The organism is Candidatus Binatia bacterium (assembly GCA_036504975.1).
Lineage (GTDB): Bacteria > Desulfobacterota > Binatia > UBA9968 > UBA9968 > JAJPJQ01.
In genome coordinates this window covers 1-22,962 of the sequence record DASXUF010000011.1, presented here as the reverse complement: position 1 = coordinate 22,962, position 22,962 = coordinate 1, and the positions used below count along the sequence as shown (strand labels likewise).

General features: G+C 58.3%; 20 protein-coding genes. 15 read left to right on the top strand and 5 right to left on the bottom strand.

Annotated features, from left to right (window positions below):
• Nucleotides 1–273 precede the first annotated feature (273 nt).
• Nucleotides 274–1,377, top strand: a complete 1,104-nt coding sequence (locus tag VGL70_01520) for an extracellular solute-binding protein (GenBank protein ID HEY3302193.1) — start codon at nt 274–276, stop codon at nt 1,375–1,377.
• 160 nt (nt 1,378–1,537) lie between these two features.
• Nucleotides 1,538–2,497, top strand: coding sequence for an ABC transporter substrate-binding protein (locus tag VGL70_01515; GenBank protein HEY3302192.1), 960 nt, complete (start codon nt 1,538–1,540; stop codon nt 2,495–2,497).
• A gap of 61 nt (nt 2,498–2,558) precedes the next feature.
• Here the strand turns inward: VGL70_01515 and VGL70_01510 are convergent, their stop codons facing one another.
• Nucleotides 2,559–3,281: a hypothetical protein gene (locus VGL70_01510; GenBank protein ID HEY3302191.1), complete on the bottom strand. Its 723-nt coding sequence runs from the start codon at nt 3,279–3,281 to the stop codon at nt 2,559–2,561.
• Between the two features lie 24 nt (nt 3,282–3,305).
• A complete protein-coding gene (locus tag VGL70_01505; protein HEY3302190.1) occupies nt 3,306–3,617 on the bottom strand; it encodes a helix-turn-helix domain-containing protein in 312 nt (103 codons plus the stop codon).
• A 438-nt stretch (nt 3,618–4,055) separates the two neighbouring features.
• Between VGL70_01505 and VGL70_01500 the strand changes: the two genes are divergently transcribed.
• The 10 genes from VGL70_01500 to VGL70_01455 all read left to right on the top strand — a co-directional run bounded on the left by VGL70_01500 (nt 4,056) and on the right by VGL70_01455 (nt 17,453).
• A complete protein-coding gene (locus VGL70_01500; protein ID HEY3302189.1) occupies nt 4,056–5,174 on the top strand; it encodes an ABC transporter substrate-binding protein in 1,119 nt (372 codons plus the stop codon).
• A gap of 30 nt (nt 5,175–5,204) precedes the next feature.
• Complete coding sequence (locus tag VGL70_01495; GenBank protein ID HEY3302188.1) at nt 5,205–6,152, top strand: ABC transporter substrate-binding protein; 948 nt, start codon at nt 5,205–5,207, stop codon at nt 6,150–6,152.
• 50 nt (nt 6,153–6,202) lie between these two features.
• The gene (locus tag VGL70_01490) at nt 6,203–6,889 is read left to right on the top strand and encodes a cupin domain-containing protein (GenBank protein ID HEY3302187.1); all 687 of its coding nucleotides are present in this window, start codon (nt 6,203–6,205) and stop codon (nt 6,887–6,889) included.
• Nucleotides 6,890–6,913: 24 nt separating this feature from the next.
• A complete protein-coding gene (locus VGL70_01485) occupies nt 6,914–7,954 on the top strand; it encodes an ABC transporter substrate-binding protein (protein ID HEY3302186.1) in 1,041 nt (346 codons plus the stop codon).
• Between the two features lie 2 nt (nt 7,955–7,956).
• Nucleotides 7,957–9,681 (top strand): iron ABC transporter permease, encoded by a 1,725-nt coding sequence (locus VGL70_01480; protein ID HEY3302185.1) that lies wholly within the window; start codon nt 7,957–7,959, stop codon nt 9,679–9,681.
• 27 nt (nt 9,682–9,708) lie between these two features.
• Entirely contained in the window at nt 9,709–10,851 is a 1,143-nt protein-coding gene (locus VGL70_01475; protein ID HEY3302184.1) for an extracellular solute-binding protein, read from the top strand.
• 11 nt (nt 10,852–10,862) lie between these two features.
• On the top strand, nt 10,863–12,005 hold the full coding sequence (locus VGL70_01470; GenBank protein HEY3302183.1) for an extracellular solute-binding protein: 1,143 nt from the start codon (nt 10,863–10,865) through the stop codon (nt 12,003–12,005).
• Nucleotides 12,006–12,105: 100 nt separating this feature from the next.
• Nucleotides 12,106–14,094, top strand: coding sequence for a hypothetical protein (locus VGL70_01465; GenBank protein HEY3302182.1), 1,989 nt, complete (start codon nt 12,106–12,108; stop codon nt 14,092–14,094).
• A 321-nt stretch (nt 14,095–14,415) separates the two neighbouring features.
• Complete coding sequence (locus tag VGL70_01460) at nt 14,416–16,536, top strand: hypothetical protein (protein ID HEY3302181.1); 2,121 nt, start codon at nt 14,416–14,418, stop codon at nt 16,534–16,536.
• A gap of 5 nt (nt 16,537–16,541) precedes the next feature.
• Nucleotides 16,542–17,453, top strand: coding sequence for a tetratricopeptide repeat protein (locus VGL70_01455; protein ID HEY3302180.1), 912 nt, complete (start codon nt 16,542–16,544; stop codon nt 17,451–17,453).
• A gap of 47 nt (nt 17,454–17,500) precedes the next feature.
• On the opposite strand, the gene VGL70_01450 is transcribed toward VGL70_01455, so the two are convergent.
• The 3 genes from VGL70_01450 to VGL70_01440 all read right to left on the bottom strand — a co-directional run bounded on the left by VGL70_01450 (nt 17,501) and on the right by VGL70_01440 (nt 19,522).
• Nucleotides 17,501–18,475, bottom strand: coding sequence for an ABC transporter substrate-binding protein (locus VGL70_01450; protein ID HEY3302179.1), 975 nt, complete (start codon nt 18,473–18,475; stop codon nt 17,501–17,503).
• 83 nt (nt 18,476–18,558) lie between these two features.
• Nucleotides 18,559–19,005, bottom strand: a complete 447-nt coding sequence (locus VGL70_01445) for a universal stress protein (GenBank protein HEY3302178.1) — start codon at nt 19,003–19,005, stop codon at nt 18,559–18,561.
• A gap of 145 nt (nt 19,006–19,150) precedes the next feature.
• Nucleotides 19,151–19,522 (bottom strand): LapA family protein, encoded by a 372-nt coding sequence (locus VGL70_01440; GenBank protein ID HEY3302177.1) that lies wholly within the window; start codon nt 19,520–19,522, stop codon nt 19,151–19,153.
• Between the two features lie 159 nt (nt 19,523–19,681).
• On the opposite strand from VGL70_01440, the gene VGL70_01435 reads away from it, so the two are divergent.
• The 3 genes from VGL70_01435 to VGL70_01425 are packed head-to-tail and all read left to right on the top strand — an operon-like array spanning nt 19,682 to nt 22,812.
• Entirely contained in the window at nt 19,682–20,974 is a 1,293-nt protein-coding gene (locus VGL70_01435) for a Rieske 2Fe-2S domain-containing protein (GenBank protein HEY3302176.1), read from the top strand.
• Between the two features lie 18 nt (nt 20,975–20,992).
• A complete protein-coding gene (locus VGL70_01430) occupies nt 20,993–21,979 on the top strand; it encodes an ABC transporter substrate-binding protein (protein HEY3302175.1) in 987 nt (328 codons plus the stop codon).
• Between the two features lie 2 nt (nt 21,980–21,981).
• Complete coding sequence (locus tag VGL70_01425) at nt 21,982–22,812, top strand: VOC family protein (protein ID HEY3302174.1); 831 nt, start codon at nt 21,982–21,984, stop codon at nt 22,810–22,812.
• Nucleotides 22,813–22,962 lie beyond the last annotated feature (150 nt).

Genomic DNA, 22,962 nt, shown 5'->3' with positions numbered 1-22,962 from the left:
CCACTATATCAGTTTGATACTGACTCTTCTTTTTTGACCGGGGCTTTTCACCTGTCTTGTTTCTTGAAATAATTTTCTTTTTCTTTAGAGACATCATGAAGTTTATATACTAACAAATTCAGAAAAAAAATCTATAGAATTATAACCTTATAAAAACAACGACTTATAGAATCATATCGCGGCATCGACCATCCGATCAAGGCAGTGAAAATACCACCTACCCATCTACCGGCGGCCATTGCGCGACCGAGCGGACTTTGGTAATGAGCGCACGTGGCCGCCATTCTCCTCATCTTACCTTTTCTTTTCTGGCTCTCGGGCGCTCGGCCGCTCTTTGCCGCGGAGGCGGAGAAATGGATGAACGAATGGGCGAAGACGGTCGAGGCGGCGAAGAAAGAAGGCCAACTCGCGGCCTACGGCGGAGCGGAGATCAGCCACCCGGATATTATCGCCGCCTTCAATAAAGAGTACCCCGAGATCAAAGTCACGGCGGTCACGGGAAGGGCGCCGGATCTGACGGCGCGCATTCTGGCCGAGAGACGCGCCGATAAATATCTGGCCGACATCATCGCGAGCGGACCGAACGCTCCGCGCACGCTCTATCTGGCAAAGGCGCTCGATCCGATCGCCCCCGCGTTAATCCTGCCGGAGGTCACCGATCAGACGAAGTGGTACGGCGGCAAGCATTGGTATGCAGATCCCGAGAACAAACACATCCTCCTCTTCGAGGGCTCTGTCTCCACGACAGGGATCTCGGTCAATACGAAACTCATGAGCCCGAATGAGATTACGTCTTACTGGGACATGGTGCAGTCGAAGTGGAAGGGCAAAATCCTCGCGATGGACCCGCGCGGGGCCGCGCTGCCGACGCCGGTTTTGATGCTCTACTACGACCCCGATGTGGGACCGGAGTTTCTGAAAACGCTCCTGGGCAAGATGGATATCATACTCTTCCGCGACCGGAGCCAGGGAACCAACTGGCTCGGGACGGGAAAGTTTCCGGTATGTTTTTACTGCCGCGACATCGATCTCGCGCAGAAGCAGGGCCTGCCGATCGCCGAGGTGCCGCCGGCGCAAATAAAAGAAGGGGCGACGATCGGCGGCGGCAGCAGCAGCGTCCTCGCGCTGATCAACAAAGCGCCCCATCCCAACGCGGCGCGCGTCTTCATCAACTGGTATCTATCGCGCCAGGGCCAGATGGTCTGGCAGAGAGTGATGAACACGAAAGAGGTCGAGCCTTCGGATTCGATGCGGACCGATATTCCCAAAGACGACGTGCTGCCCGAAGCGCGGCGCGCCGAAGGCCGAAAATACCGCGTCGTCGGTTTTCTCGATCCCAAGCCGCTGCAACAGCTCCTCAACGAAGTCCTGAAATAATAATGAAGAGGGAGCCAGCGGAAAACAGTCGACAAAATGACTCGCGCAAAGCCGCAAAGCGCGCCAAGGAAGAGCACTAAGAGGAAAAAATTCTTTGCGGTCTTGGCGTCTTGGCGCGAGAAGCAGCGTCTTTGGGTTGCGGGCTGAGGCAATAGGAAACATGTCAGATTACCAGCCAATCGAGATTCGCGGTCTGTTCCGGTCGCACACGCACTTGCCGATTTGGGAAGTCATCGAGCAGGCCGGCATCTGGAATCAGGTCGGTCTGAAAGTCAGCTTCGAGTTCTGCGACAGCTCGACCATCGCGGAAGCGGCGTTGTTCGGCGGCAAGGTCGATTTCGTCTCGGGAAACCATATCACGCCCTACGCATTGGTCGCGCGCGGCAAGTCGATGGTTTGTTTGGCCTCGCCTTCCAACAGCGTCACCGACAAGCTCGTCTCGCGCGAGGCTGTCGCATCGGTCGCCGATCTGCGCGGGAAACGGATCGGCGACACGACCTTGGTCGATTCGCACGGCGGCTACCATCATCTGCGCGGCAACCACATGCTCTACGTGATGCGCGGCGGCCTGCGTTTGGAGGAGGTTCAATGGGTGGAGCTGTGCGAGACGATGGCGGAATTCCGGACGGCGCAGTTGGAAGGACTCAAATCCGGCAGAGCCGATGCCACGTTCGTCACCGGCAGCACGGAGAAATACACGCAGGCGGGATTCCACGTTCTCGATCTCGAGCCGCTGCCGATGATTACCGGCCCGACGCTCACGAGCACGATCGCGAATCTAAGACGCAAAGAACGCCTCGGCGAGCGCCTGGTTAAGGCATTGGTGATGGGCATTCACTTCGCGCGCACGCGGCGCGAAGAGACGGAGCGGATTCTGGAAGGATTGAAGCGGAGAGAACCGCAGGCCGGATGGGTGAGCTATAACAGCGTGGCGAAGCTTCAGTCCAAGCCGTATCCCGATCTTCGCGGCATCGTGAACGCCTACACGCTTTGCTGCCACAAAGATCCCAAGGCGAAAGAGCTGAGCCCGCTGGCGCTCTGGGACATCCACGACTTGAGAGAGCTGGACGATTCGGGGTTTATCGATCGATTGTATCAGGAGGGTCGGAAAGGGAACTAGCCGAGAATTTGAAGACTCCGTTCTTAGATGGCAAACTCTTTCGATGTTGACCGTAACAAAGCTATAATTCAGGAAATACGTACACGATCTTTCGGTCAAACCGATTATAAATCCACACTCGCCTGAAGCTTGAACCGTTTAGCTTCCTCGCGACATAACCTCGCACGTCTTCAACCCACCTATTGTCACGACTCGGCGATTGGCGAAGAAAGTATGCGAGAAGGTCAACAGGGGCTCCCGTCTCGTATGATTTAGCAAACTTTTTCTGCAAAAGGTCTAACGACCGGTTAATGTCCTCTACAAATTTAGCAAGTGTGAAAACGGGCCCCTTGAAAAGGCCTCGATTGATTTCGATACCTCTAATTACTTTCTCCAGCTGAGCATGTTTCCATACGGGAGCGTCTCCCTCAAAGCATGGTTCTAGAAAATGAAGAAATTCTAGGATCGGCTCAATGCTGTTTAACCTCATTCGGTGGGATACTTCGTCAAAGAACTCGATATAAACAAGCGCGTCTGCGAGACTGCTTCTCAATGCAGGGAACTTCTTCGAGGCCGCGTCAAATCTTTTACGTATCTTATACTCTCCCTCTACTTGCCTCGCGAAGACCTCGTCGACTATTTCGCCCAACTCGAAAGCTACGGAGCCTTCCCCTACGAGTTCGCACAAAATATCCGGTTCAGGCTCAGCACGCTTTTCAATCGAATCAGACCTAATTTTGTAGGAACAGACTTCAGCGAACTCTTTGAATACACTTAACTCAATTTTTTCTTGAACGTCCCGCAAGACCGTAATTTCTTGTCGCGCAGCCTAGGCTGCGCGGCGGCCGACTTCTTGGAGGCCTACGACCAGTCTCGCGCCTAAGGCCTGAGCGACCTTCTCCAAGGTTTTGAGAGAATAATTTCGATAGCTTGGATTTTCGAGGCGGGCGATTCCCGATTGAGTCGTTCCGACCTTACGTGCAAGATCAGCCTGAGTCCAACCGCGTTTTTCTCTCAACTCAGCAATCTGGTCTGCCAACTGGGTCCGGCTCAGCTCTTTTTGAAACGCGGCGGCGAATCGTGGGCTCTTCATCTCGGCGTCAAGTCTTAAATCTAATGCTACGGCTCTTCCCTTTTTCATCTTACGACCTCCTGCATTCGTTTTCTCGCCAGTTCCAGCTCTCTCCACGGAGTGCCCTGACTTTTCTTGGCGAAAGCGTGGAGCAAAACAATTTTGTTCCCGGGCTTGAAGCAGAAAAACAGACGATAGGATTTGACTCTTAGCTCGAGTAATCCTCCGCCCAAATTCTTAGAAAGCGGCTCTCGTAGCTCATTCCCGCGCTCCTGTAAGTAGAAAAGTTTGGCCTTAACAGCTCCGCGGTCATCCTCGGATAGCGCCGCTAAAAATTCATCGACGGGACGGCCCCCTCTGCTGTCTTCATACTGCAGTAGAGTCCAGGACACAGCGGATTATCACAAACATGCTATCACAAGTAAAGGCATATTTCGTCTTGACCGTCGGCGCTACTTCGAGATAAAGAGTTGAGCAAAGATTTCGGCGCCCAACATGGGAGATATTATGAAGCAGATTATAGCGTTAGCGTCGCTTTTTATTTTTGTCCTGTCTTGGTGCGGCGTCGAAGCGGCGGAGATGAAGCCCGACGCCAAGGCGGCGTGGGAGAACACCATTGCCGGTGCAAAGAAAGAGGGCGAGGTACGATTGTGGGGCGATCAGGAAATCACCCACCCCGACATCGTCGCTGCGTTCACCAAGGAGTTTCCGTTCATCAAAGCGGTGATGGTGAGCGGGCGGGTGGGCGATCTGATGCCGCGCATCGCCGCCGAGCGCCGGGTCGGCAAATATCTCGCCGACCTTTACAGCGGCGGCCTCGGCGGGCGCGCCTTCTTTGATTTCCAGCGCTCCGGCGTGCTCGACCCGTTGAAGCCCGTTCTCATGCTGCCCGATGTCGTCGACGAATCGAAATGGCTGAACGGCAAGCACCACTACGCCGACAGCGAAGGCCAGTACGTTTTCATGTTCGAGGGCAGCGTCGCCGGGCTCGGGCTTTACTACAACACCAAGCTGCTTGACCCCAATGAGTTTCGCTCCTACTGGGACCTTCTGAACCCCAAGTGGAAGGGAAAGATCGCCCTGTTCGAAAGGCCGGGGACGGGCTCGCCGAACATGATCCGGTACTATTACAATCCCCAGCTCGGACCGGAATTCGTCCGTCGCCTTTGGACCGAAATGGATTTAGTCGTATCCAAGGAGCGGCGCCAGGCGACCGACTGGCTCGGCGCCGGCAAATTTATTCTCTGCCTCGATTGCGCCGACACCGACGCCGCGCGCAAGCAAGGCGTACCGGTCAGCGAATTCGAGCATAAGCATCTCAAGGAGGCCGGCGCCGAGATCGGCACGAGCGGCAACAGCGGCCTCGCGCTGATCAACAAGGCGGCGAATCCAAACGCCGCGGGGCTCTTCCTCAATTGGTTTCTTTCGCGCCAGGGCCAGATGGTCTGGCAGAACGTGATGAACAACAAGGTCGTCGAGCCTTCGGACTCGATGCGGAACGACATTCCGAAAGACAACGTGCTGCGCACCGGGCGACGCGAAGAGGGCAAGAAGTACACCGTGACCGGTTTTCAGGACCCGGAGCCGGTCACCAAACTACTCAATGAGCTGCGGGCCAAAAAATAAGTAAACCAACGAGAAAAAAAGGAGTACCTCATGTCCGACTATCAGCCCCTCGAAATCCACGCATTCTATCGCTCGCATACCCACCTGCCCGTGTGGGAAGTCGTCGAAAAAGCCGGAATCTGGAAGGAGCTAAACGTCAAAGCGAGCTTCGAATACTGCGACAGCTCCTCGGTCGCGGAAGCCGCGCTGTTCGACGGCACGGTCCAATACGTTTCGGGGAACCACATCTCTCCTTACGGGCTGGTCGCGAAGCGGAAGCCGATCGTCTCGCTCGCGTCGCCGTCCAACAGCGTCAACGACAAGCTGATCTCACGCGCGCCGATCAAGTCGATCGCTGAGCTTAAAGGGAAACGGCTGGCCGATACGACGGTGACGGACAAAGGCGGCGGCTACAACCACATACGCGGCAATCACATGATGTACGTGCTCAAAGCGGGGCTGCGGCTGGATGACGTCAAGTGGGTCGAGATCGCCGACATCATGTCGGAGGAATTTCGCGCGCAGCAGATGGAAGCGGTGAAGGAAGGCAAAGCGGACGCCGCCATGGCGACCGGCGCCGCGGAAAAATTTCAAAAGGAAGGCTTTCACGTCCTGGAATTGGGCCGCCTGCCGATGGTCAACGGTCCGACGCTCACTTCGACCCTCACCACCCTCAAGAACAAAGACCGTCTGGCCGAGCGCCTAGTAAAGGCGCTCGTCATGGGCATCGCGTATGCGCGGCAGCATCGCGAGGAAACCGAGCGCATTCTCGCCGGATTGCGCCGGCGCGTGCCGGAATCCAACGCCACCTACAATAGCGTAGCCAAGCTCCTCGCCAAGCCCTATCCCGACCACGAGGCGATCGCCAACGCCTACGAGCTTTGCTGCATGAAGGATCCTAAGGCGAAAGAGCTGAGCCCGGTCTCGCTCTGGGACCTGCACTTCTTGAGAGAGCTGGACGACTCCGGCTTCATCGACGGGCTCTATGCACGTAAATAGCACTTTGATTCGCGGCTACGGACAACAGACCTAAGGAAGGAGAAGAGAAGATGAAAGAGAGCCCAAAAACCATGACCGACGAGGTGCAGACGTTCGACGTGAGGGAGTGGCTGAAAAAGAGCGACGCCGTGATCGGACGCACCGACATGGCCAGGTCGCCGAATAGCTTCGTCGCCGTTTTCCAAACCAAGCCCCGGGGCGGCGAAACCCACATCCACCAGCATCCCGATTCCGATCAGATCCTGTTCGTTCTCAAAGGCGAGCTGACCGTCGAAGGGCTATCTGGAAAATCCACTTTGCTGCCGAATCAGGGCGTCCTGATACCGGCCGGCGTCCACTACGGATTCACCAATACGGCCGAGGAAGATCTGATTTTTCTGTCGATGCGAACGGAGTCGAGCGGCGGCCGGCGCGTGGCGTACGTCAAAAACGCGGCGTCGAACGTTCACCTCAAGATTCCGGCCGACGCGCTGAGCGCCAAGGGGCTCGGGAAAAATATCTTCGTCTATGCCATGAACCGCGATACCTTCGGCGTCTCTCCCCTGCTGTTCGAAGACTGGAATAAAGGCTCGCTCTTGCGCATGAACTGCGAATACGAGAAGAACGACGGGACGGTGATCGCCAAGCTCCCCGAGCGGCTGGTCCAATGGTACAAGATCGACCGGCTCGCGGATTCCGATTACAAACTCGTCATGGATCCCGACAAGACTCGGGTTCGCGTCGAGCTCAAGCGCTGATGCAATCGAACGGGGGATAATAAGATGAACGGCCGTCGATTTCTATGGATTGCGTGTTTTTTTCTTGTTCCGGCTATGGCTCTCGCCCAGGGCTTGGACAAGATTACCGAGGGAGCCAAGAAGGAGGGCAAAGCAAAGATTGGGCTCACCGTTCGATGGCAAGAAGGAGGCAAGCCTGGAGCGAAGAAGATCGTCGAGCTGTTTCAGTCCCGTTATCCTTTCGTCAAGGTCGACTACGAGCGCGTCGGCGGCTCGCGCGAGCGGGAGCGGGTTCTTTCCGAGCTGGCGGCGGGGCAGATCTCTTACGACGTGACCGTTTTGAGCGAGACCCAGGTGCCGATCGCGCTCAAAGCGAACGTCATCGAGAAGATCGACTGGCGCTCTCTCGGCGTGCTGCCGCAGCACGTCCATGAGGACGGCGTCGGCATCAACTACCGCTCTCAGCTTTACGGCATCGCCTACAATCGCAAGGTCATTCCCGATGCCGTCGGCGCGAAGCTCAACTGGGAAGATTGCGTATCGCCCCAGTATCGCGGCAAGATTGCGATGGACAGCCGGCCGCGCCACCTGGAAATACTTTGGCAGCCGCAGGTATGGGGGCGCGAGAAAACTCTCGCCCATGCGCGCCGCCTGTCCGAGAATGGCACAAAGTTCGAGCAAGACCGCACCGCAACCATGACCAAGCTCTCGCTCGGCGAGTACGCCATCGTTTGCGGCTCGTTTTATTCGACCTACTATGAACAGATGCGTTCGGGCGATCAGGGCCATCTCGCTTTCCGCGTCGCCGAGCCCGTTCCCATGGGCCTCGGCGACGTGGTTTTCGTGCCGCGCGGAGCGGCGCACCCGAACGCGGCGCGGCTCTGGACGGCCTGGTCCATTACGGATGAGGGACAAAAGGTTCTCGACGAGGTCGAGGGAAGCGGCAGCCCTCTCTTCCCAAGCACGCAGGCAGCCAAGCTGATCAAAGGAAAAAAGGTCGCGTGGTACGAGCCGCAATGGAGAGCCAAGGCGGATGAGATTCTGAAAGAGATTCTCGAAGCCGTGGGTCTCCCGGTCGTGCGTTAAGCATGCGGCTAAGACTGCCGAGCGTCACGACGCTTTTTTTTGCCGGCGTCGTCTTGATTCTTCTTTGGCTCATCGTCATCCCGCTCGGGCAGATGGTCCTGAACAGCTTCCGCGCCGGCCATCCCGCCGCACCCGGTCCATTCACTTTGAAAAACTATCTCGTCGCTTACACCAGCCCGTTAACGTACCGGATGATTTTCAACACGCTCGTTTTTGCCGTTGGCGGCACGGCGATCACGACAATCATTGCGGTTCTTTTCGCGTGGCTTTTGGAGCGGACCGACATGCCGCTGCAAAACCTCTGCTGGAGTCTCCTCTTGATTCCTCTGGCCATGCCCGGCCTGCTCTTTTCAATGGCCTATGTGTTTCTCTTCTTGCCGAAGAGCGGACTATTGAATGTCTTTTTCCGAGACGCGTTGTCCCATTTGGGAATGGAGCTTTCCGAGGGGCCGATCAATATCTACTCTCTCGGCGGCATGATCTTTCTGGACGGCCTGCGCGGCGTCACCACGGTCTTTCTCATGATCGTCGGCGCCTTTCGCATCATGGACCCGGCGATGGAGGAAGCCTCCTTCGCCTCGGGCGCGAACCATTGGACGACATTGAGGAGGGTGACCTTGCCGGTTTTGCGCCCCGCCCTGCTGGCGGCGGTTCTTTATGAGTTTGCCTCCTCCATGGAATCTTTCGAAGCTCCCCTGGTGCTCGGCCTTCCAGGCCGGATCTACGTCTACAGCACGATGATCTATATCTCTACGCGCGACGCCATCCCGAATTATGGTCTGGGCGCGGCGTTCGCGGCGAGCTACTTTCTGCTTTCGCTCGGCCTGGTTTACCTTTATCAACGGGCCACGGTGCGACAGTCGGAGCGATTCGCCACGGTGACCGGCAAAGGCTACCGGCCGCACAGGATCAAGCTGGGCCGCTGGCGTTATCCCGCGCTCGCGCTTTTCATTTTGTACTTTTTATTCGCGGTCGTCCTTCCGCTCGGAGTGCTCGTCTGGACCTCGCTGCTTCCCTCTTACCAGCCGCCGTCGCGCGCGGCGCTGACGCGCCTTCACTGGGGAAATTACCAGTTGATCTTCACCGAACCCGCCATCCTCAGGGCGACGTGGAATACTTTGATCATGACCTTAGGCGCCGCCACAGCGACCGTGGGGCTTGCTTTTGCCGTCTCGTGGCTGGTCGTGCGCGCCCGGGTCAGAGGCTCCATGGCTCTCGACGGGCTGACTTTCGCGTCGCACGCGATCCCCGGCGTGGTGATCGCGCTTTCCTTTATCTTTCTTTACCTGCAGCCGCCGTTCCGCTCCCTGGGGCTTTACGGGACCGTATGGATCCTCGTCCTGGCGCTCGTTACTCAGTACGTCTCCTTCGCCTCCAGAACCACCAACGCCGCGGTCATGCAGATCCATAAAGAGCTCGAGGAGGCGGGAGAAGTGAGCGGGGCGAGCCGGCTGCGTATCCTGTGGCAGATCACGTTCCCTTTGATCCGTCCCGCTTTCATTGCCGCCTGGATCTGGGTTGCGGCGCATGCGGTGCGCGCCTTCTCGGTCCCGCTGATGCTCGCCGGCCGCGCCAACCGCCCTCTCGCGGTCATGCTCTGGCATCTGTGGGATGAAGAGCAAAACGTCGCCGCGGCTTCCGCCCTGGGAGTCGTGCTGATTGTGGCATTGACACTGCTGACTTTTTCCGGCAGAGCGATCATCACGAGGGGCTTTTCGTCTTCTTAACGAGCCCGGCCGCTGCAAGGAGGAGAAATGCTTGGTTCTCCAAGACCGAATACCCTGCCGGCATGGAGTGCTGCGGCTCTCATCCTTTTAGTTTTAGGCTTTATCGAAAGCGGCTCGGCGCAGTCGGATTGGAAAGCGGCGTGGGACCGGACGCTAGCGGCGGCCAAGAAAGAAGGGCGCCTCAATCTTTATGTCGGGCGGTACGGCCAACCCCAGCTGTTGGCCGAGTTCAGCAAAGAATTTCCGGAGATCAAGCTCGTCACCGTCAACGGAACCGGAAATCAACTGGCGCTACGAATCCTCGCCGAGGTACGGTCGGGCAAGCCGATAGCGGATATCTACAGCGGCGGGGCCAACTCGAACTATAACCTGCTGTATCGCGGCAAAGCCCTGGACTCTTTCCCGCCGGCGCTGATCCTTCCCGAGGTCGTCGATGAATCGAAGTGGTACGGAGGAAAACACGTCTATACGGACTCCGAAGGGAAATACATCTTCGTTTACATCGCCAATCCGGGCGGCGGAAGCATCTCTTACAATTCCACTTTGGTGAACCCCAAGGAGTTCAAGTCGTATTGGGATCTCGCCCATCCCAAGTGGAAGGGAAAGATCGGCTCGCAGCCGCTGACCGAAACCGGCCTTGGAGCGACGCTCCAGTTTTTCTACTTTCACCCGCAGATCGGTCCGGAGTGGATCCGGCGGATCTATGCGACGATGGACGTCGCCTTCGGCGACAGACGCTTGATCGTCGATTGGCTGGCCAAAGGAAAGCACGCCCTCTGCATCGGGTGCCGGGGTCTGGAGCGCGCCAAAACGCAAGGGCTCGCAGTGGCTGAATTTGAAGACGGCACGTGGAAAGAAGGACAGGGCCTGACCACGGGCGGCGGCTCCATCGGTCTCGTCAAAGGAGCGCCGCACCCGAACGCGGCGAAGGTCTTCATCAACTGGTTTCTCTCGCGCCGGGGACAGATCGCGCTGCAAAGCTCGAACGATCTTTACGGCGAGCTCCCGCCGAACTCCCGGCGAATCGATATTCCCAAAGAGATGCTTGCACCCGACAATCGGATGGTGGAGGGTAGAACCTATATCGATATCTCCCGCAGCGAATACGCCGACATGACGCCGATTTTCAAACTGGCGAAAGAGATCATGCAGGGCCTGGAACAGAAGTAGTGAGGCAGCCGATGACAAACGCGCTAAAAACTTTCGCCGCTCTGGGGTTTTTGCTCTTGGAATCGCTCTTCCATCCATCCCGGGTTTCAGCGGCGGAGACAAAGGGCAACTGGCAAGCGGAGTGGGAGAAGACCGTGCGGGCAGCCGAGCAGGAGGGGCAGGTCAGCTTCTACGTCGCCGGCTACGAGGCGATCATCGAGTCGGGAATTTTTCAGAAGTCCTATCCTAAAATCAAAGTCGTGACGGTGACCGGATCCGGAACTCAGCTCGCCCCGCGCATCGCGTCCGAAAGGAGAGCGGGAAAGTACCTGGCCGACGTCTACAACGGCGGTGGAAACTCACTCCACCAGACTCTTTATCTTGGAAAGATGCTCGATCCGATCAGGCGCGCCCTGATCCTGCCCGAAGTATTAGACGAGTCCAAGTGGTGGGAAGGGAAGCACAAATACGTGGACCCGGAAGGCATGTACGTCTTCGTCTACGAAGGCAACGTCTCCGCCGGCGGAGGGCTGAGCTATAACACCAATCTCCTTAACCCGAAGAATTACAAATCTTACTGGGATTTCCTCGATCCCAAGTTGAAGGGAAAGATTGTCGCCGCAGACCTAAGGCAAGTGAGAGGCGCCGGACTCGGGTGGCAGTATCTTTATTACCACCCGCAGCTCGGGCCGGCGTACATCAAGCGCCTTTACGGTGAAATGGACGTGACGATGTCGGCGGATTTGCGCCAGGCGGTAGACTGGATGGCGACGGGCAAAGTGGTTCTCTGCATTCCTTGCCAGGGCTCCGGTGTGATAAAGGCCAGAAACCAGGGACTCCCCGTGGACCAATTCCAGCCGTACCATTTCAAAGAAGGCGTGTCGGTCTCTTCCGGCTTCGGCCAATTGGCTCTCCTGAATCGCGCGCCGCATCCGAACGCGGCCAAAGTGTTTATCAATTGGTTTCTCTCCCGGGAGGGGCAAACGGCATTCCAGAAAATCATGAGCCAGCCCGGCGATCCGCAGGACTCGCGGCGGATCGATGTGCCCAAAGACCACATCCCGCCTGAGGAGCGGCGCAAAGACGGCATGAGATATTTCGACATCGACGATCCCGAAACGAAAGACATCCAACCCATCACGAAATTTCTCAACGAAATCCTGGCAGGAAAATAGCCGGAGACGCCAGCGCGCCCTGACGCGCCTATAGGCGATATTTCCTAATTATTTTTTCCTTGCCTGGACCGGCCGTTTTGGAGTATGTCATCGGACGGTCATGGCGCAAGAAAAAATCTTAGTCGCGGTGCACGGCATCGGCGATCAGACCGCCTATCAAACCGCTCAGTCGGTCGCCTATCGGCTATGCGCGTTCTACGACGTGCCGCTGGCCATACCGCTCGGGCGCTTTCACGATAATCCGGGAGGAGCTTTTATCCCCAAGCCGCCGCTCGATCCGGATCTGCCCGACCTGGGCTTCGCGGAAGCGTACTGGGCCGGAGTTCCGCGCGACGTCGTCAAGGAAGGCTACACCCTGGAGGAAGCCAAGCGTTGGGCGCGCACCATCATGGCGCGCGTCGCGCTCAACGCGCAGAATAAGAATGCGCCGCTGACGCCGAGGCAGTACTTGATGATCCAGGCGGCGCTCGATGAATTGATCGACGTCGTCTTCGTTCTTGAAAACCTCACTTTTCTCGCCGACCGCGCCGGCGTGTTCAAGTTCAACCTCAAAAAATTGCTGGACGATTTTCTAAACGACGTGCAGGTCGTGGCGGAGTTCTCCAAGCGACGCGACGAGATCGTCGGCATCTTCCATAAAGGAATAAAAGACATTTTCACCGCACACCCCGGCGCCGAACTATACATTGTCGCGCACAGCGAGGGGACGGTCGTCGCTTTTTTGGGCTTGCTGCAGGCGCTCGACAATCCAAAGGCCCACCCGTGGATAAGAAACGTGCGGGGCTTGATGACGATCGGCTCCGCCATCGAGATTCACATGCTGCTGTGGCCTAGGCTTTGGGAAAAGTTGCATCCCGCCTTTTCGCCTGCACAGCCGATCCAGTGGCGCAACTATTATGACTACGGCGATCCGATCGCCTATGAGCTCGAAGCAACGCGGAAGTGGCTGGACAAGGATTGGCCGTCGCACTTCTCCGTCAAAGACCACGCTTTCGGGCGTTACCCGCTGCCCGGCAAGGCCCACGTGGATTACTGGTCCGACGATCACGTCTTCGGCCACTTCATGGAAAACGTTGTCTTGAATCAGCCAAAGAACTATAAGAAACCGCCGCCGAACAAGTTTTGGGCGCGGTCGGCGAGTTACGCGTTGCCCTACCTGCTCGTCTACGCAATCATCTTTGCGGCCGTGTACTTTTTATACCGACCGGTGAACAACGCACTGACGCACACCGACGCGGCCGAATCGGCGCGCGCCGCGGCGGCGATTTCCAACAACGGGCGGCCAAATTCCCGACCCGAAAGCCGCGACGGACGCGCGGGGATCGTGCTCGTCCAGCGATCGCTCGAAGAACCGCGAGGCATCCCGCGGCAAAGCGAGCCGACCATTCTCGGCGCGGCGACTATGTTAAAAAACGTCGCGGCGCTGAGCTTGCTTCTTGCAGGCATTACGGCCGTGGTTCGCGTGCTGCGGCTGATTCGTTCCCCAGGCTGGATACTCGCCGCCGGGCTGCTCTTCGCGGCCGGCGTGTGGTCTTCCTGGCAGATCGAGCCCGCCACCCTTGCGATGATCGAAGCGCTCCCGGCCTACGCAGCAACGCTCCTAGGCTACGATATGCCGTTCGGCCCGGGCTGGCCTTTGGCGATTCTGGCGGCGCTGGTCGTGATCGCCGGGACGGCGTTAAGCTTGCGTTACCCTTCGCGCGGCGTTCGCCCGCTTATCGTTCCCGGCGCGATCGCCGTGCTGAGCATCGTCGTCTACCTGCTGATCAAAGCGCCGCCCGGCGCTTCGGTTTGGCCCGTTCTTCTGGGCGCGGCGGTTTTCTTTTATTTATGGTGGCTGGCGGCGCTGTTGTTGGATTTAACCGTCGTCTGGCACCATTACGCGCGTCAGAACGGGGCAATCAATTATCTGCGCGGGGGCACTCCAAAAACGTCTCCTGAAAACAACGGACCGATAACACGAGGGTCGGGGGAGCCGACTGCGGGCGGTGGAGGGCCGGGGTCCTCAGGCGGTGGAGAACGTACCGAGTCGGTTTCCGTGGCAACGGTACGGCTGCCGGAACCGCCAATAAAAGCGCCTACTTTTTAAATATACTGCCTTCGATTGCGTTCGGCATTCCGTCACTTCTCTCACCAAATCTTTCTCCAGCGGGGCGTCTGGCGATGATCGCGCCCATTCTACTAACGAGGATTGAAGCGTCAAACCGTCTATTAAGAGCCCAAAACCAACGCTTTTCGCTCTAGGTGATTCTCCCGGTACGCCTCCCAACCCCTCGATTTCTTTACTGTCGGTAGGAAAAACTTTCCCTGGGAAAATTTTTCCTAAAGCCGCGGCAATTCCTGCCGATGGAAGCCAAGAGGCCAGGAGGGTAACCCCTCCGAACCTGCCTGACAATCTCGGTTAGGAGTCATGGTGAAGACAAAATTCGATCTTCCCTCGCAGTTATTCAACTACAAACCCGTTCGCCTCGCCGGCAATCTGCTGGAGAAAGTCCGCAAGAACGGCGTCGGCTCGGTCGCGAACCAGAAAAATCTTACCCAAAACGCCGTACAGAGCGCCCTCAGGCTGCAACAGCAGACCAGCATGAGCGCGAGGTTCGAGAGTCGCGTGCACTCCCACGTCGATACCCAGACGGTCCGGTCGGCGCAGCAGGACGGCCAAACTCTTAAGACCTCGACCCAGCAGGTCAGTCAAGGCGACGGCAACCAGCAACACCGGCGCGAAGTCACCCAACACTCGAATCAAGTGGTCCAGGGCCAGGTGAACGGCAAGCCGGTCTACAAAAACGTGGAGCGCGACGTCCATCAGGTCAACGTCGGCAACCGGGACGCCGACTTCAAAGAGGCGCGCGTCAACAACGAAAGCACGACGCGCAACGTTGTTAAGAACGGCAACGCCACGCGCGTGAGCATCAACATCGCGAGCACGAGCGATCGGAACCGCAGCGACGCGGTCGCGGCGCAGAACCGGACCGAGACCGAGGCGCGCGTGCGAGTGTACGACTCGTTGGGCAACCTGGTGAGCGACAAGTCGAGCCGCCAGGCGGTCACCACCAAACAAGAACAAGCGATCGACGTGAAGGCGCACGGCGACGCGAGCCGGCAGGTCGAGCAGGAAACTGTTGTGGCCGTCCACCAGGAGGGAAAGGCTTCTCTCCGCAAGGTCAGCTCCGAAACGACGGATGCTTCCCAGGGACATCAAGAGATCGAGACCCATGTTCAGTCGACGAGCGCGACGCTGGTGGAAAATCTCGGCGCCGAGGGCGAAGTTCTCTCCGCCAAGGCCAGCTCACAGCAGGTCACGACGACCGAGGCGCGCACGATCGACACACGCCGCTTGAGCCAGAGCGAGCAGACGACCAAAGCGCTTTCCCGTCCCGGTGAGACGGAAAATTCGACCCGCACCGAATATGAGATCAAAGCCGCGACCATGGATCACGTCGTAACCACCGGCACGGTCGAGCAATTCGACGGAAACGGCAAGCTCGTGCGCGAGCAGGCCATCGACCGCGAGACGACCACGACGACCTCCGAAAACCGAAACGGCGAGGCGAGCGCCCGCACCGCCGTCACCAAAGAAAGTAACGGCGATACTCTCGCCGAGACTGAGATCAAGAGCGAAGAGTCGGTCGCGCTTGCGATGAAAGTCGTGTCCGATAATAACGGCGCGAAAACGGAACGGGCCATCGACACCAAAGTCGAGTCCGAGATGAAAGCCGAGCTGCTTAACCGGGTCGACGCCGACGGCCAGAGAGCCATATCGTTTGATGCAAAGCAGGAGCGCCGGACGGAAACCGACGACCTGACCGTCAATGCGAACGGCCAGGGGCGTCTGGTCGAAAGCGAGACCAAGGTCGCTCAACTCGTGCAGGGCCAGATCGAATACTCGCCCGACACCCAGCAAGTGGGCGCGGGCCTGGGCAAAGGAGCAGTCATCGTCGATATTAGAACCGCCGCCGGCCTCCGCGCGAGCTTCCGGCTCGATCAAGGCACACTGGAATTCGATTTTTCAAGCGTGACGGCGACCGTCTCGCACCAGGAGATCGCCTCAGGCAAAGTCGTCGAGGGTCAAAACGGCGAAGCAACCGTCGCAGGCGCGACCACGGACACCCAGCGCGCGTCTCTGGATGCGGCGCGCTTCCAGGGCCGCGTGGTCGCCACGGTGGACGCGGCGGGAAACCGGGTATTCGAGCTCGACGGCAAAGTCGTCCAGGAGTCGGCCGCCGCTCTCGTCGCCAACGAGGGACAAGGATTGCAGGCGGAACTCAGTCACACCGAGCTCGACGTTTCCGGACGGCTGGCCGTGAATCGCCAGGTCTCTTCCGACGGCGGAACAACTTTGGTCCAGACTCAAGCCGAAGCCGAGATGAACGTTGCCAAGGTGGAGAACCGGGAAGCGGCCGCCGTCGGCATGCCGAGCCTCGCGCACCTTACTACGGCGGACGCCGTTCGCGCCGGCTTTCAGGCTTATCGCGGCGCGCTGCATCTCAACGCCGCGGGCTTCAGTGTTAGCATCAGCTTCGTTGCCTAACCAATATGAGTCATCCACAGATCGATAAGCGGGACGGCGCCGGCGCACCGGATCTTTTGCGTAGCCACTACGAGGGGAACCGGCTCGCGCAGGAAGGCCGTCTCGCAGAGGCTATCTCCCAGTGGGAGCTGTCTTTGAAGGATGCCCCACGGTCGGTTTCGACCCATTATAATCTGGGCGTCGCATACTACCAGAAAAAGGATTTTCCCAAGGCGTTGGCCCATTGGGAAACCGTGGTCGCACTCGACCCCGGCCACGGGGAGGCGAATTACGCGTTGGGGCTCGCGTATTGCGGGCAGGGATTATTGGACCACGCCATCGGCGCCTTTCAAAGGCATCTGAAAACCAAGCCGAACCATCCCGGCGCGCTCAACAATCTCGGCCTCGCGCTGGCGCAGCAAGGCCGCTTCGATGAAGCCATTCAGCATTTTGTCGGCGCCGTTAAGGCCGATCCCAAGCACGCCGAGGCCTATTACAATCTCGGCACCGCCCTGTACGAGCAGGGGAAACTTGCGGAAGCGATCGAGGCCTTGAGCAAAACGATCGCGCTCCAGAACGATCACGCCGCCGCTTACCACAATCTCGGTCTCTGCCACGAGCGCCTGGGAGACTGCGAAGCGGGAGAAAAGGCTTTCCGTGAAGCGCAGCGCCTCGAGCCGAATTATGCGCCGACGTATTTTAATCTCGGGCTTCTCTATCACCAGTGGCAGAGATATGAGGACGCGATCGCCAACTACCTGCAGGCCAAGGCGCTCGGATTCGACAACTCGCTCCTGCGCTATAAATTAGGGCTCGTCTACGCGGCGGTCGATAAGAAGTACGAGGCGCTCAAAGTGTGGCAGTCCGCGTTGACGGAGGACGCCGACGGTCCTTTGGCCGCGGAAATTCACGCGCAGATCACGGTTCTCTTCACCTGACCGCCGGAAGACGAGGACGCTTGGCGTATTCTCCGGCGCCGTCTCATCTACTTCTCCAACAGAACTTTTTCCAGGGGGCCGTTTTCACGGAACGGCTCCGGCCATCCTAAATATTCTTTGAACTCCGGCCGGGTCTTCAGCAAGTCTTTCACGACGTTCTCGATTCCCTTGTCCGGCACGATGGGCGCCGTCTTGAAGAGGCGCGCGTAAGCGGCGACGGATTTTTGCACGATGACGGGATCTTTTTCCCTGAGCCATTTGGAAAAAGACTTCTCCGCAAAGGCATGATCTTTTTTAATGAGCTTGATGCCGGCGACGTAGGCGCGGAGAAAATCTTCGGTTGTCCTGGGCTGGGCCTTGATAAAGGCGCGGCTGCTGGCGACGCACGAAGAGGGATAAACCAGATCCGTCTTGCTCAAATCGACGAGCACGGGCCAGCCGCGCTGCAAAAAAGGAATCGCGTAGCGGGTCGTGAGCGCCGCGGCCTGGATGCGATTGGTTTCCAGCGCGGCGACCATTTCCGGGCCCGCGCCCAACTGCATGACGATCAGGTCTCGATCCGGGTCGAGCCCGACGTGTTTCAGCGCCGACCTCAGATAAAAGTGCGTGCTCGATCCGTAGCGCGTCACGCCGCTGGCCTGTCCCTTGAGGTCCGAGGGACTTTTGATTTCGGGCCGCGCGATCAAGTAAACCGGATCGGCGTCGATCGGGCAGGCGAGCAAAACGACGTCGCCCCCGGACGCGCGCGCGGCGACGACCGACTCCGCGCCCACGCCGGAAAAGGGCAGATCGTTGGTGATGATCGCCAACGTGATCAGCGAGCCGCCGCGAACCTGCACCGGCTCGACCTGGAGGCCGCGCTGAGCGAACAACCCGGCGTCTCTCGCGACCCATACTGGAAGATGGGCGGGCGAAGCCGTGGTGCCGTAATAAATGCGCTTCGCCTCCTCAGCGGTCGCCTCGATGCTCACCAGGAGCGCACAACAGATAACAAGGGCAAATGGAAGCGCGTTCGGAGTCATAAGCGCACGGCGGGCCTCCTTCGAGGCGAGTTCTGCCTGAAAGCGGACCAATCGATAATGGATCGAAAGCGCGGCGTGACGCGTTACTTCCCCCGGACCGTCAGCACCGGGCAAGTGGCTTCGGAGATCACCCGCCCGGCGACGCTGCCCATGAGCAATTTGGATATGCCGGTTCGTCCGTGCGTGCCGATCACGATCATGTCGGCGCGGCGGTTCTTGGCCGAGCGAACGATCTGATCGTGCGCCGTCCCTCTGAGCAGAAGACCCTTCACTTTGACTTTCCTTCTTTTGACTTGGCCGACCAGCGCGTCCAGAGAAGATTGCGCCTGGCGCCGCGTGGTCCTTTCCAGCTCGAGGTAGAATGTAGGATCGGCCTCGGCATCCGGCGGATAGATGACGTGCGGCACCAGCACGTGAACCAGAAGCAGCTCCGCCCTATTTTGCTTGGCGAATTCGACCGCTATCTCGAAGGCGCGCTTGGACGCGGTGGAGAAATCGGTGGCATGCAGGATGCGGCGGAAACGTTTCATGCGGCGCTTCGCTCGGTCAGAGGATCGGTCTAATTATCTAGGACGATTCAAACCGGAGGTCAAGAGGTTCTCGACCGTGACACCGGCGCAGCCGGCGCCACGGGAATCAGACGGAACGCCGCTCGGAATGGATGATGATCGAAGGTCAAGGCGCGACCGAAGGGTGCCGATGATAAACCTGCTCTCGTTCATCGGACGGATAAGGCTCCCGCGCCCTCAGCCGTTCGTTTTCGACCTCGAGCTCGTGGACCCTATGTTCCAGATCGGCCACCGTCCGCCGGGTTTTTCTCACGACCTGGTCTCTTCCGTAGATCGTCAATTTTGCCGAAAGAAACTGGGCGATATAAAGAATCCAGGCGATGAAAAGTCCGATCAGCAGCGAGCCCACGACGACGAGATACAACGGAATTTCCTCCAGCGCATATTCGGCCAGCCGGATCGTCACCGGAGTGGTATTTTGCGTCGCGAAATAACCGATCGCCAAACCGAAAAGGACGGCAATGAGTAAAGCCAGCATGGTTTGCTCCTCTCCTGCTCAAATAATTATTAATAGCTCGACCCGCTCGGATGTCCAATCAGGTGAATACCTGAGGATTGAACAGAACCCTCTCGACTTGACGCCCAAGCACGATTTCGCCTAATTTGGACTGGGGAATAATCAGATACGAGGTAAGAAATGATCACGAAGGAAGAAAACGACCTGCTCACTCAAACGGGCCCCGGCACTCCTTGCGGGAATCTGATGCGCCGTTACTGGCAGCCGGTGGCGCTTGCGGAAGAGCTGCCCAGAGCGGGAGCGCCTGTCAAAGTGAGAGTCTTCAGCGAGGATTTGGTGCTTTTCCGCGACGATCAAGGCCGCCCCGGTTTATTGGGGATTCATTGCTCGCACCGCGGAACGGACCTGAGTTACGGCCGCGTCGAGGACGGCGGGCTCCGGTGTCTCTACCACGGCTGGCTTTACGATATCGGCGGCCGCGTCCTGGAACAACCCGGCGAGCCGGGCGGCGGAGCGCACCGAGACGAAATCTGCCACCTGGCGTATCCTTGCCAAGAGTCGGGCGGAGTCATCTTCGCCTACCTCGGTCCCGGCGAGCCGCCCTTGTTGCCGAACTACGAGTTCTTGACGGTGCCGGAAGAATACCGGACCGCGACCAAGATTTTAATTCATTGCAATTACTTGCAGGGTAACGAAGGGAACATCGATCCCGTGCATCTTTCTTTTTTACACCAATCGCTCGCCGAGGGCGACATCCCGCGTCGCAGAGCCGTTCAGGGCAGCGACGCGAGCGACAATGCCCTGTTGGGAAAAGACGGCGCGCCGGCGATCGACGTGGAAATCACCGACTTCGGATTGCGAATCTATACGATCCGCGCCGCCGGCGCCGAAAGATCCTATTTGCGCGTCACGAACCTGATTTTTCCCAACGCCGGCGCTTTCGGCGGCTCGACCATCGGCGAAGGCTACTCGGTCCACTGGCACGTGCCGATCGACGATACCTGCCACTGGAAATACATCTTCATGTTCAGCCGGGAGAGACCGCTATCCGACGAGCTGAGGAATTGGAGCCGGTTCGAGCTGAATGCCGATTATACCCTGACGCGCAATGCGGCGAACCGCTTCCAACAAGACCGCGAGTCGATGAAAACAAAAACGTTTGCCGGCATGGGCCTCAACTTTCAGGCGCACGACGCCTTCGCCACGGAGAGCCAGGGAGCGAGGGAAGATAGAACGGCGGAGCATCTGATCTCTTCCGACAAAGCGATCGTCGCCGGCCGCAAGCTGCTGCTCGCCGCCATCAAAGACGTGGAGGAAGGCCGCGAGCCGCGGAACCTCATCAGGGATCCCAAGTTGAATCGTTTCCCCCATCTGGTTGTAATTTCCGAAGTCGTGCCCGCGGCGACGGACTGCAAGCAGTACATGAAAAAGGTCGAATCCGAGAATCAATTGGCCCTACGGAACGGGAAGTAACCGCACGGAGGACACGAAATGTTGAGCAAGTTGGCGCGTCTCATTCTTCTTCTCTTTACCGTTTTCCCGGCGGCCACCGCCGCGCAAGAGCCGTACCTCATCGCCTATGCCGGCTTCTCCGGCTTCCAGGCGCCCGTTTGGGCACCGAAAGACCTGGGACTGATGGCGAAATACGGTTTCAACGGCGAGGTTATCCTGGTGCCCGGCTCCGTCCGCCAGATTCAAGCTCTACAGGGGGGCAGCATACACTTTGCCCAAGTCGACGCGGCGACGGCCATCAACGCGATCAATCAAGGCGCGGATCTCGTGATGATATCCGGTTCGCTCAATACCTTTCCTTACAACTTTGTGGCGCAAAAGGAGATCCGAAAACCTGAGGACCTGGCCGGAAAGAAGATCGGCATTCTCGCCGTCGGAGGCGCCACCGAAACGGCGGTGATCCTCGCGCTCAAAGCATGGAACGTGCCGCGCCAGTCGGTCACGATTCTCCCCGCCGGAGATCCGGTGGTCCGTATCGCGGCTCTTTCCACCAGGGCTATCGACGCCACCGTGCTGTCTTACCCCGACATCAACGAGGCGCTTCGAATCGGCATGCACACGCTCGCGGACATGAGCGAAATGAAAGAAGCATCTTTTCCCATGAGCGCCATGGCGACGCGCCGCTCGTTCTTGGAAAGAAACCGGGATACGGTCAAGCGGCTGCAGCAAGCCTACGCCGAAGGAACCTACCTGTTCATAAACAGCAAGGACAAGGGGTTGGCGGTGTTATCGAAACGGCTCAGACTAAAGAACCCCAAGGCGATCGAAGAGACCTATCAGTATTTCGCCAAAAAGTTTTCCTTTCCTACGCGCGTGTCCCAAGTCGGCCTGCGCAACACGTTGGAGTTGCTCTCTCAGCGAACTCCGGGAGCCAAGATAGACATGAATGTGAACAAATACCTCGACGAAAGCACGCTCGACGAATTGGAAAAAGAAGGCTTCTTCAAGAAGCTGGTCGGAAAATAACCGTGGCGGCCAAGATTCAACACCTCGCCATCGTGAGCGAGGACTTCCCGCGCGAGACGAGATTCTACGAAGCCGTGTTCGGGATGAAGCGTTCGAAGCCGGGCTCCGCCGAAGAAGCAACGGCGATCAAGAAAAACCTCGCTCTCAGCATCAGCGACGGCTACGTCGGCGTGACCGTGATCGGCAGAAAGCCCGGCTATGTTCCGGGGCTGCACCACTTCGGCATCGACGTCGACGACGTCGCAAAAGCCTGCGCCCGGATCAAAGAAAGATACCCGGCCGTTACGGTGCTCAAGCGCCCCTCCAATCGCCCCTTCGCCAGCTTCGGCGCACACGATCCCGAGGGAAATTTCTTCGATCTCACGCAGGAAGGGATGGAAAATCGGCGCGACGTTTACGCGGAGGCGGCGCGCGAGCAGCCAAGGCGCATCCGTCACTTCAAGCTGCGCGTCATGAATCCCACGGCGATCGCCTCTTTTTACCGCGACTCCTTCGATTTGAAGGAGGAGGAAAAGGCGCTCGAAGATCCCAATTTCTATCTCACCGACGGCAGAGTGACGCTCGTCATTGCGCCCTGGCGCATGACCGACTACGCCGGAGCGAGCATCGACAGGCCGGGCTTGGAGCATCTGGGCTTCGAGGTCGAGAGCGTCGAGGCGCTTAAGAAGGATCTGGCGGCTTTGCGTGAGTCCGACCCTGCCATGCGCGAGAGAACCATCGGCGTGGCTGAAGAGGGCGAGCGTCGAGCGAGCTTGATCGCCGTTTGCCGCTATTGCCGGCTTCAGTTGTCCGACCCGGACGGCATTTTCATCGACGTTTCCGGCTCCGCTTGAAGGAAGGTTTAGGGAGGAGGCGCACCACATGAACCCATACAGGAACAGGCGTGTCCTCCTCCCTCTCTAAAATTCCGTACGGCGGGTTTTTCCCAGTACGGCTTCAAACTGGAATTCAACCACGACCTTCATCCACAATGTTGAGTTTAA

Bases quoted from the DNA above. Each gene is read 5' to 3' on its own strand.
- VGL70_01435 (HEY3302176.1), top strand. From the start codon at position 19,682: ATGATCACGAAGGAAGAAAACGACCTGCTCACTCAAACGGGCCCCGGC.
- VGL70_01460 (HEY3302181.1), top strand. From the start codon at position 14,416: ATGGTGAAGACAAAATTCGATCTTCCCTCGCAGTTATTCAACTACAAA.
- VGL70_01465 (HEY3302182.1), top strand. From the start codon at position 12,106: ATGGCGCAAGAAAAAATCTTAGTCGCGGTGCACGGCATCGGCGATCAG.
- VGL70_01490 (HEY3302187.1), top strand. From the start codon at position 6,203: ATGAAAGAGAGCCCAAAAACCATGACCGACGAGGTGCAGACGTTCGAC.
- VGL70_01485 (HEY3302186.1), top strand. From the start codon at position 6,914: ATGAACGGCCGTCGATTTCTATGGATTGCGTGTTTTTTTCTTGTTCCG.
- VGL70_01430 (HEY3302175.1), top strand. From the start codon at position 20,993: ATGTTGAGCAAGTTGGCGCGTCTCATTCTTCTTCTCTTTACCGTTTTC.
- VGL70_01515 (HEY3302192.1), top strand. From the start codon at position 1,538: ATGTCAGATTACCAGCCAATCGAGATTCGCGGTCTGTTCCGGTCGCAC.
- VGL70_01475 (HEY3302184.1), top strand. From the start codon at position 9,709: ATGCTTGGTTCTCCAAGACCGAATACCCTGCCGGCATGGAGTGCTGCG.
- VGL70_01450 (HEY3302179.1), bottom strand. From the start codon at position 18,475: ATGACTCCGAACGCGCTTCCATTTGCCCTTGTTATCTGTTGTGCGCTC.
- VGL70_01470 (HEY3302183.1), top strand. From the start codon at position 10,863: ATGACAAACGCGCTAAAAACTTTCGCCGCTCTGGGGTTTTTGCTCTTG.
- VGL70_01455 (HEY3302180.1), top strand. From the start codon at position 16,542: ATGAGTCATCCACAGATCGATAAGCGGGACGGCGCCGGCGCACCGGAT.
- VGL70_01495 (HEY3302188.1), top strand. From the start codon at position 5,205: ATGTCCGACTATCAGCCCCTCGAAATCCACGCATTCTATCGCTCGCAT.
- VGL70_01505 (HEY3302190.1), bottom strand. From the start codon at position 3,617: ATGAAAAAGGGAAGAGCCGTAGCATTAGATTTAAGACTTGACGCCGAG.
- VGL70_01440 (HEY3302177.1), bottom strand. From the start codon at position 19,522: ATGCTGGCTTTACTCATTGCCGTCCTTTTCGGTTTGGCGATCGGTTAT.
- VGL70_01500 (HEY3302189.1), top strand. From the start codon at position 4,056: ATGAAGCAGATTATAGCGTTAGCGTCGCTTTTTATTTTTGTCCTGTCT.
- VGL70_01480 (HEY3302185.1), top strand. From the start codon at position 7,957: ATGCGGCTAAGACTGCCGAGCGTCACGACGCTTTTTTTTGCCGGCGTC.
- VGL70_01445 (HEY3302178.1), bottom strand. From the start codon at position 19,005: ATGAAACGTTTCCGCCGCATCCTGCATGCCACCGATTTCTCCACCGCG.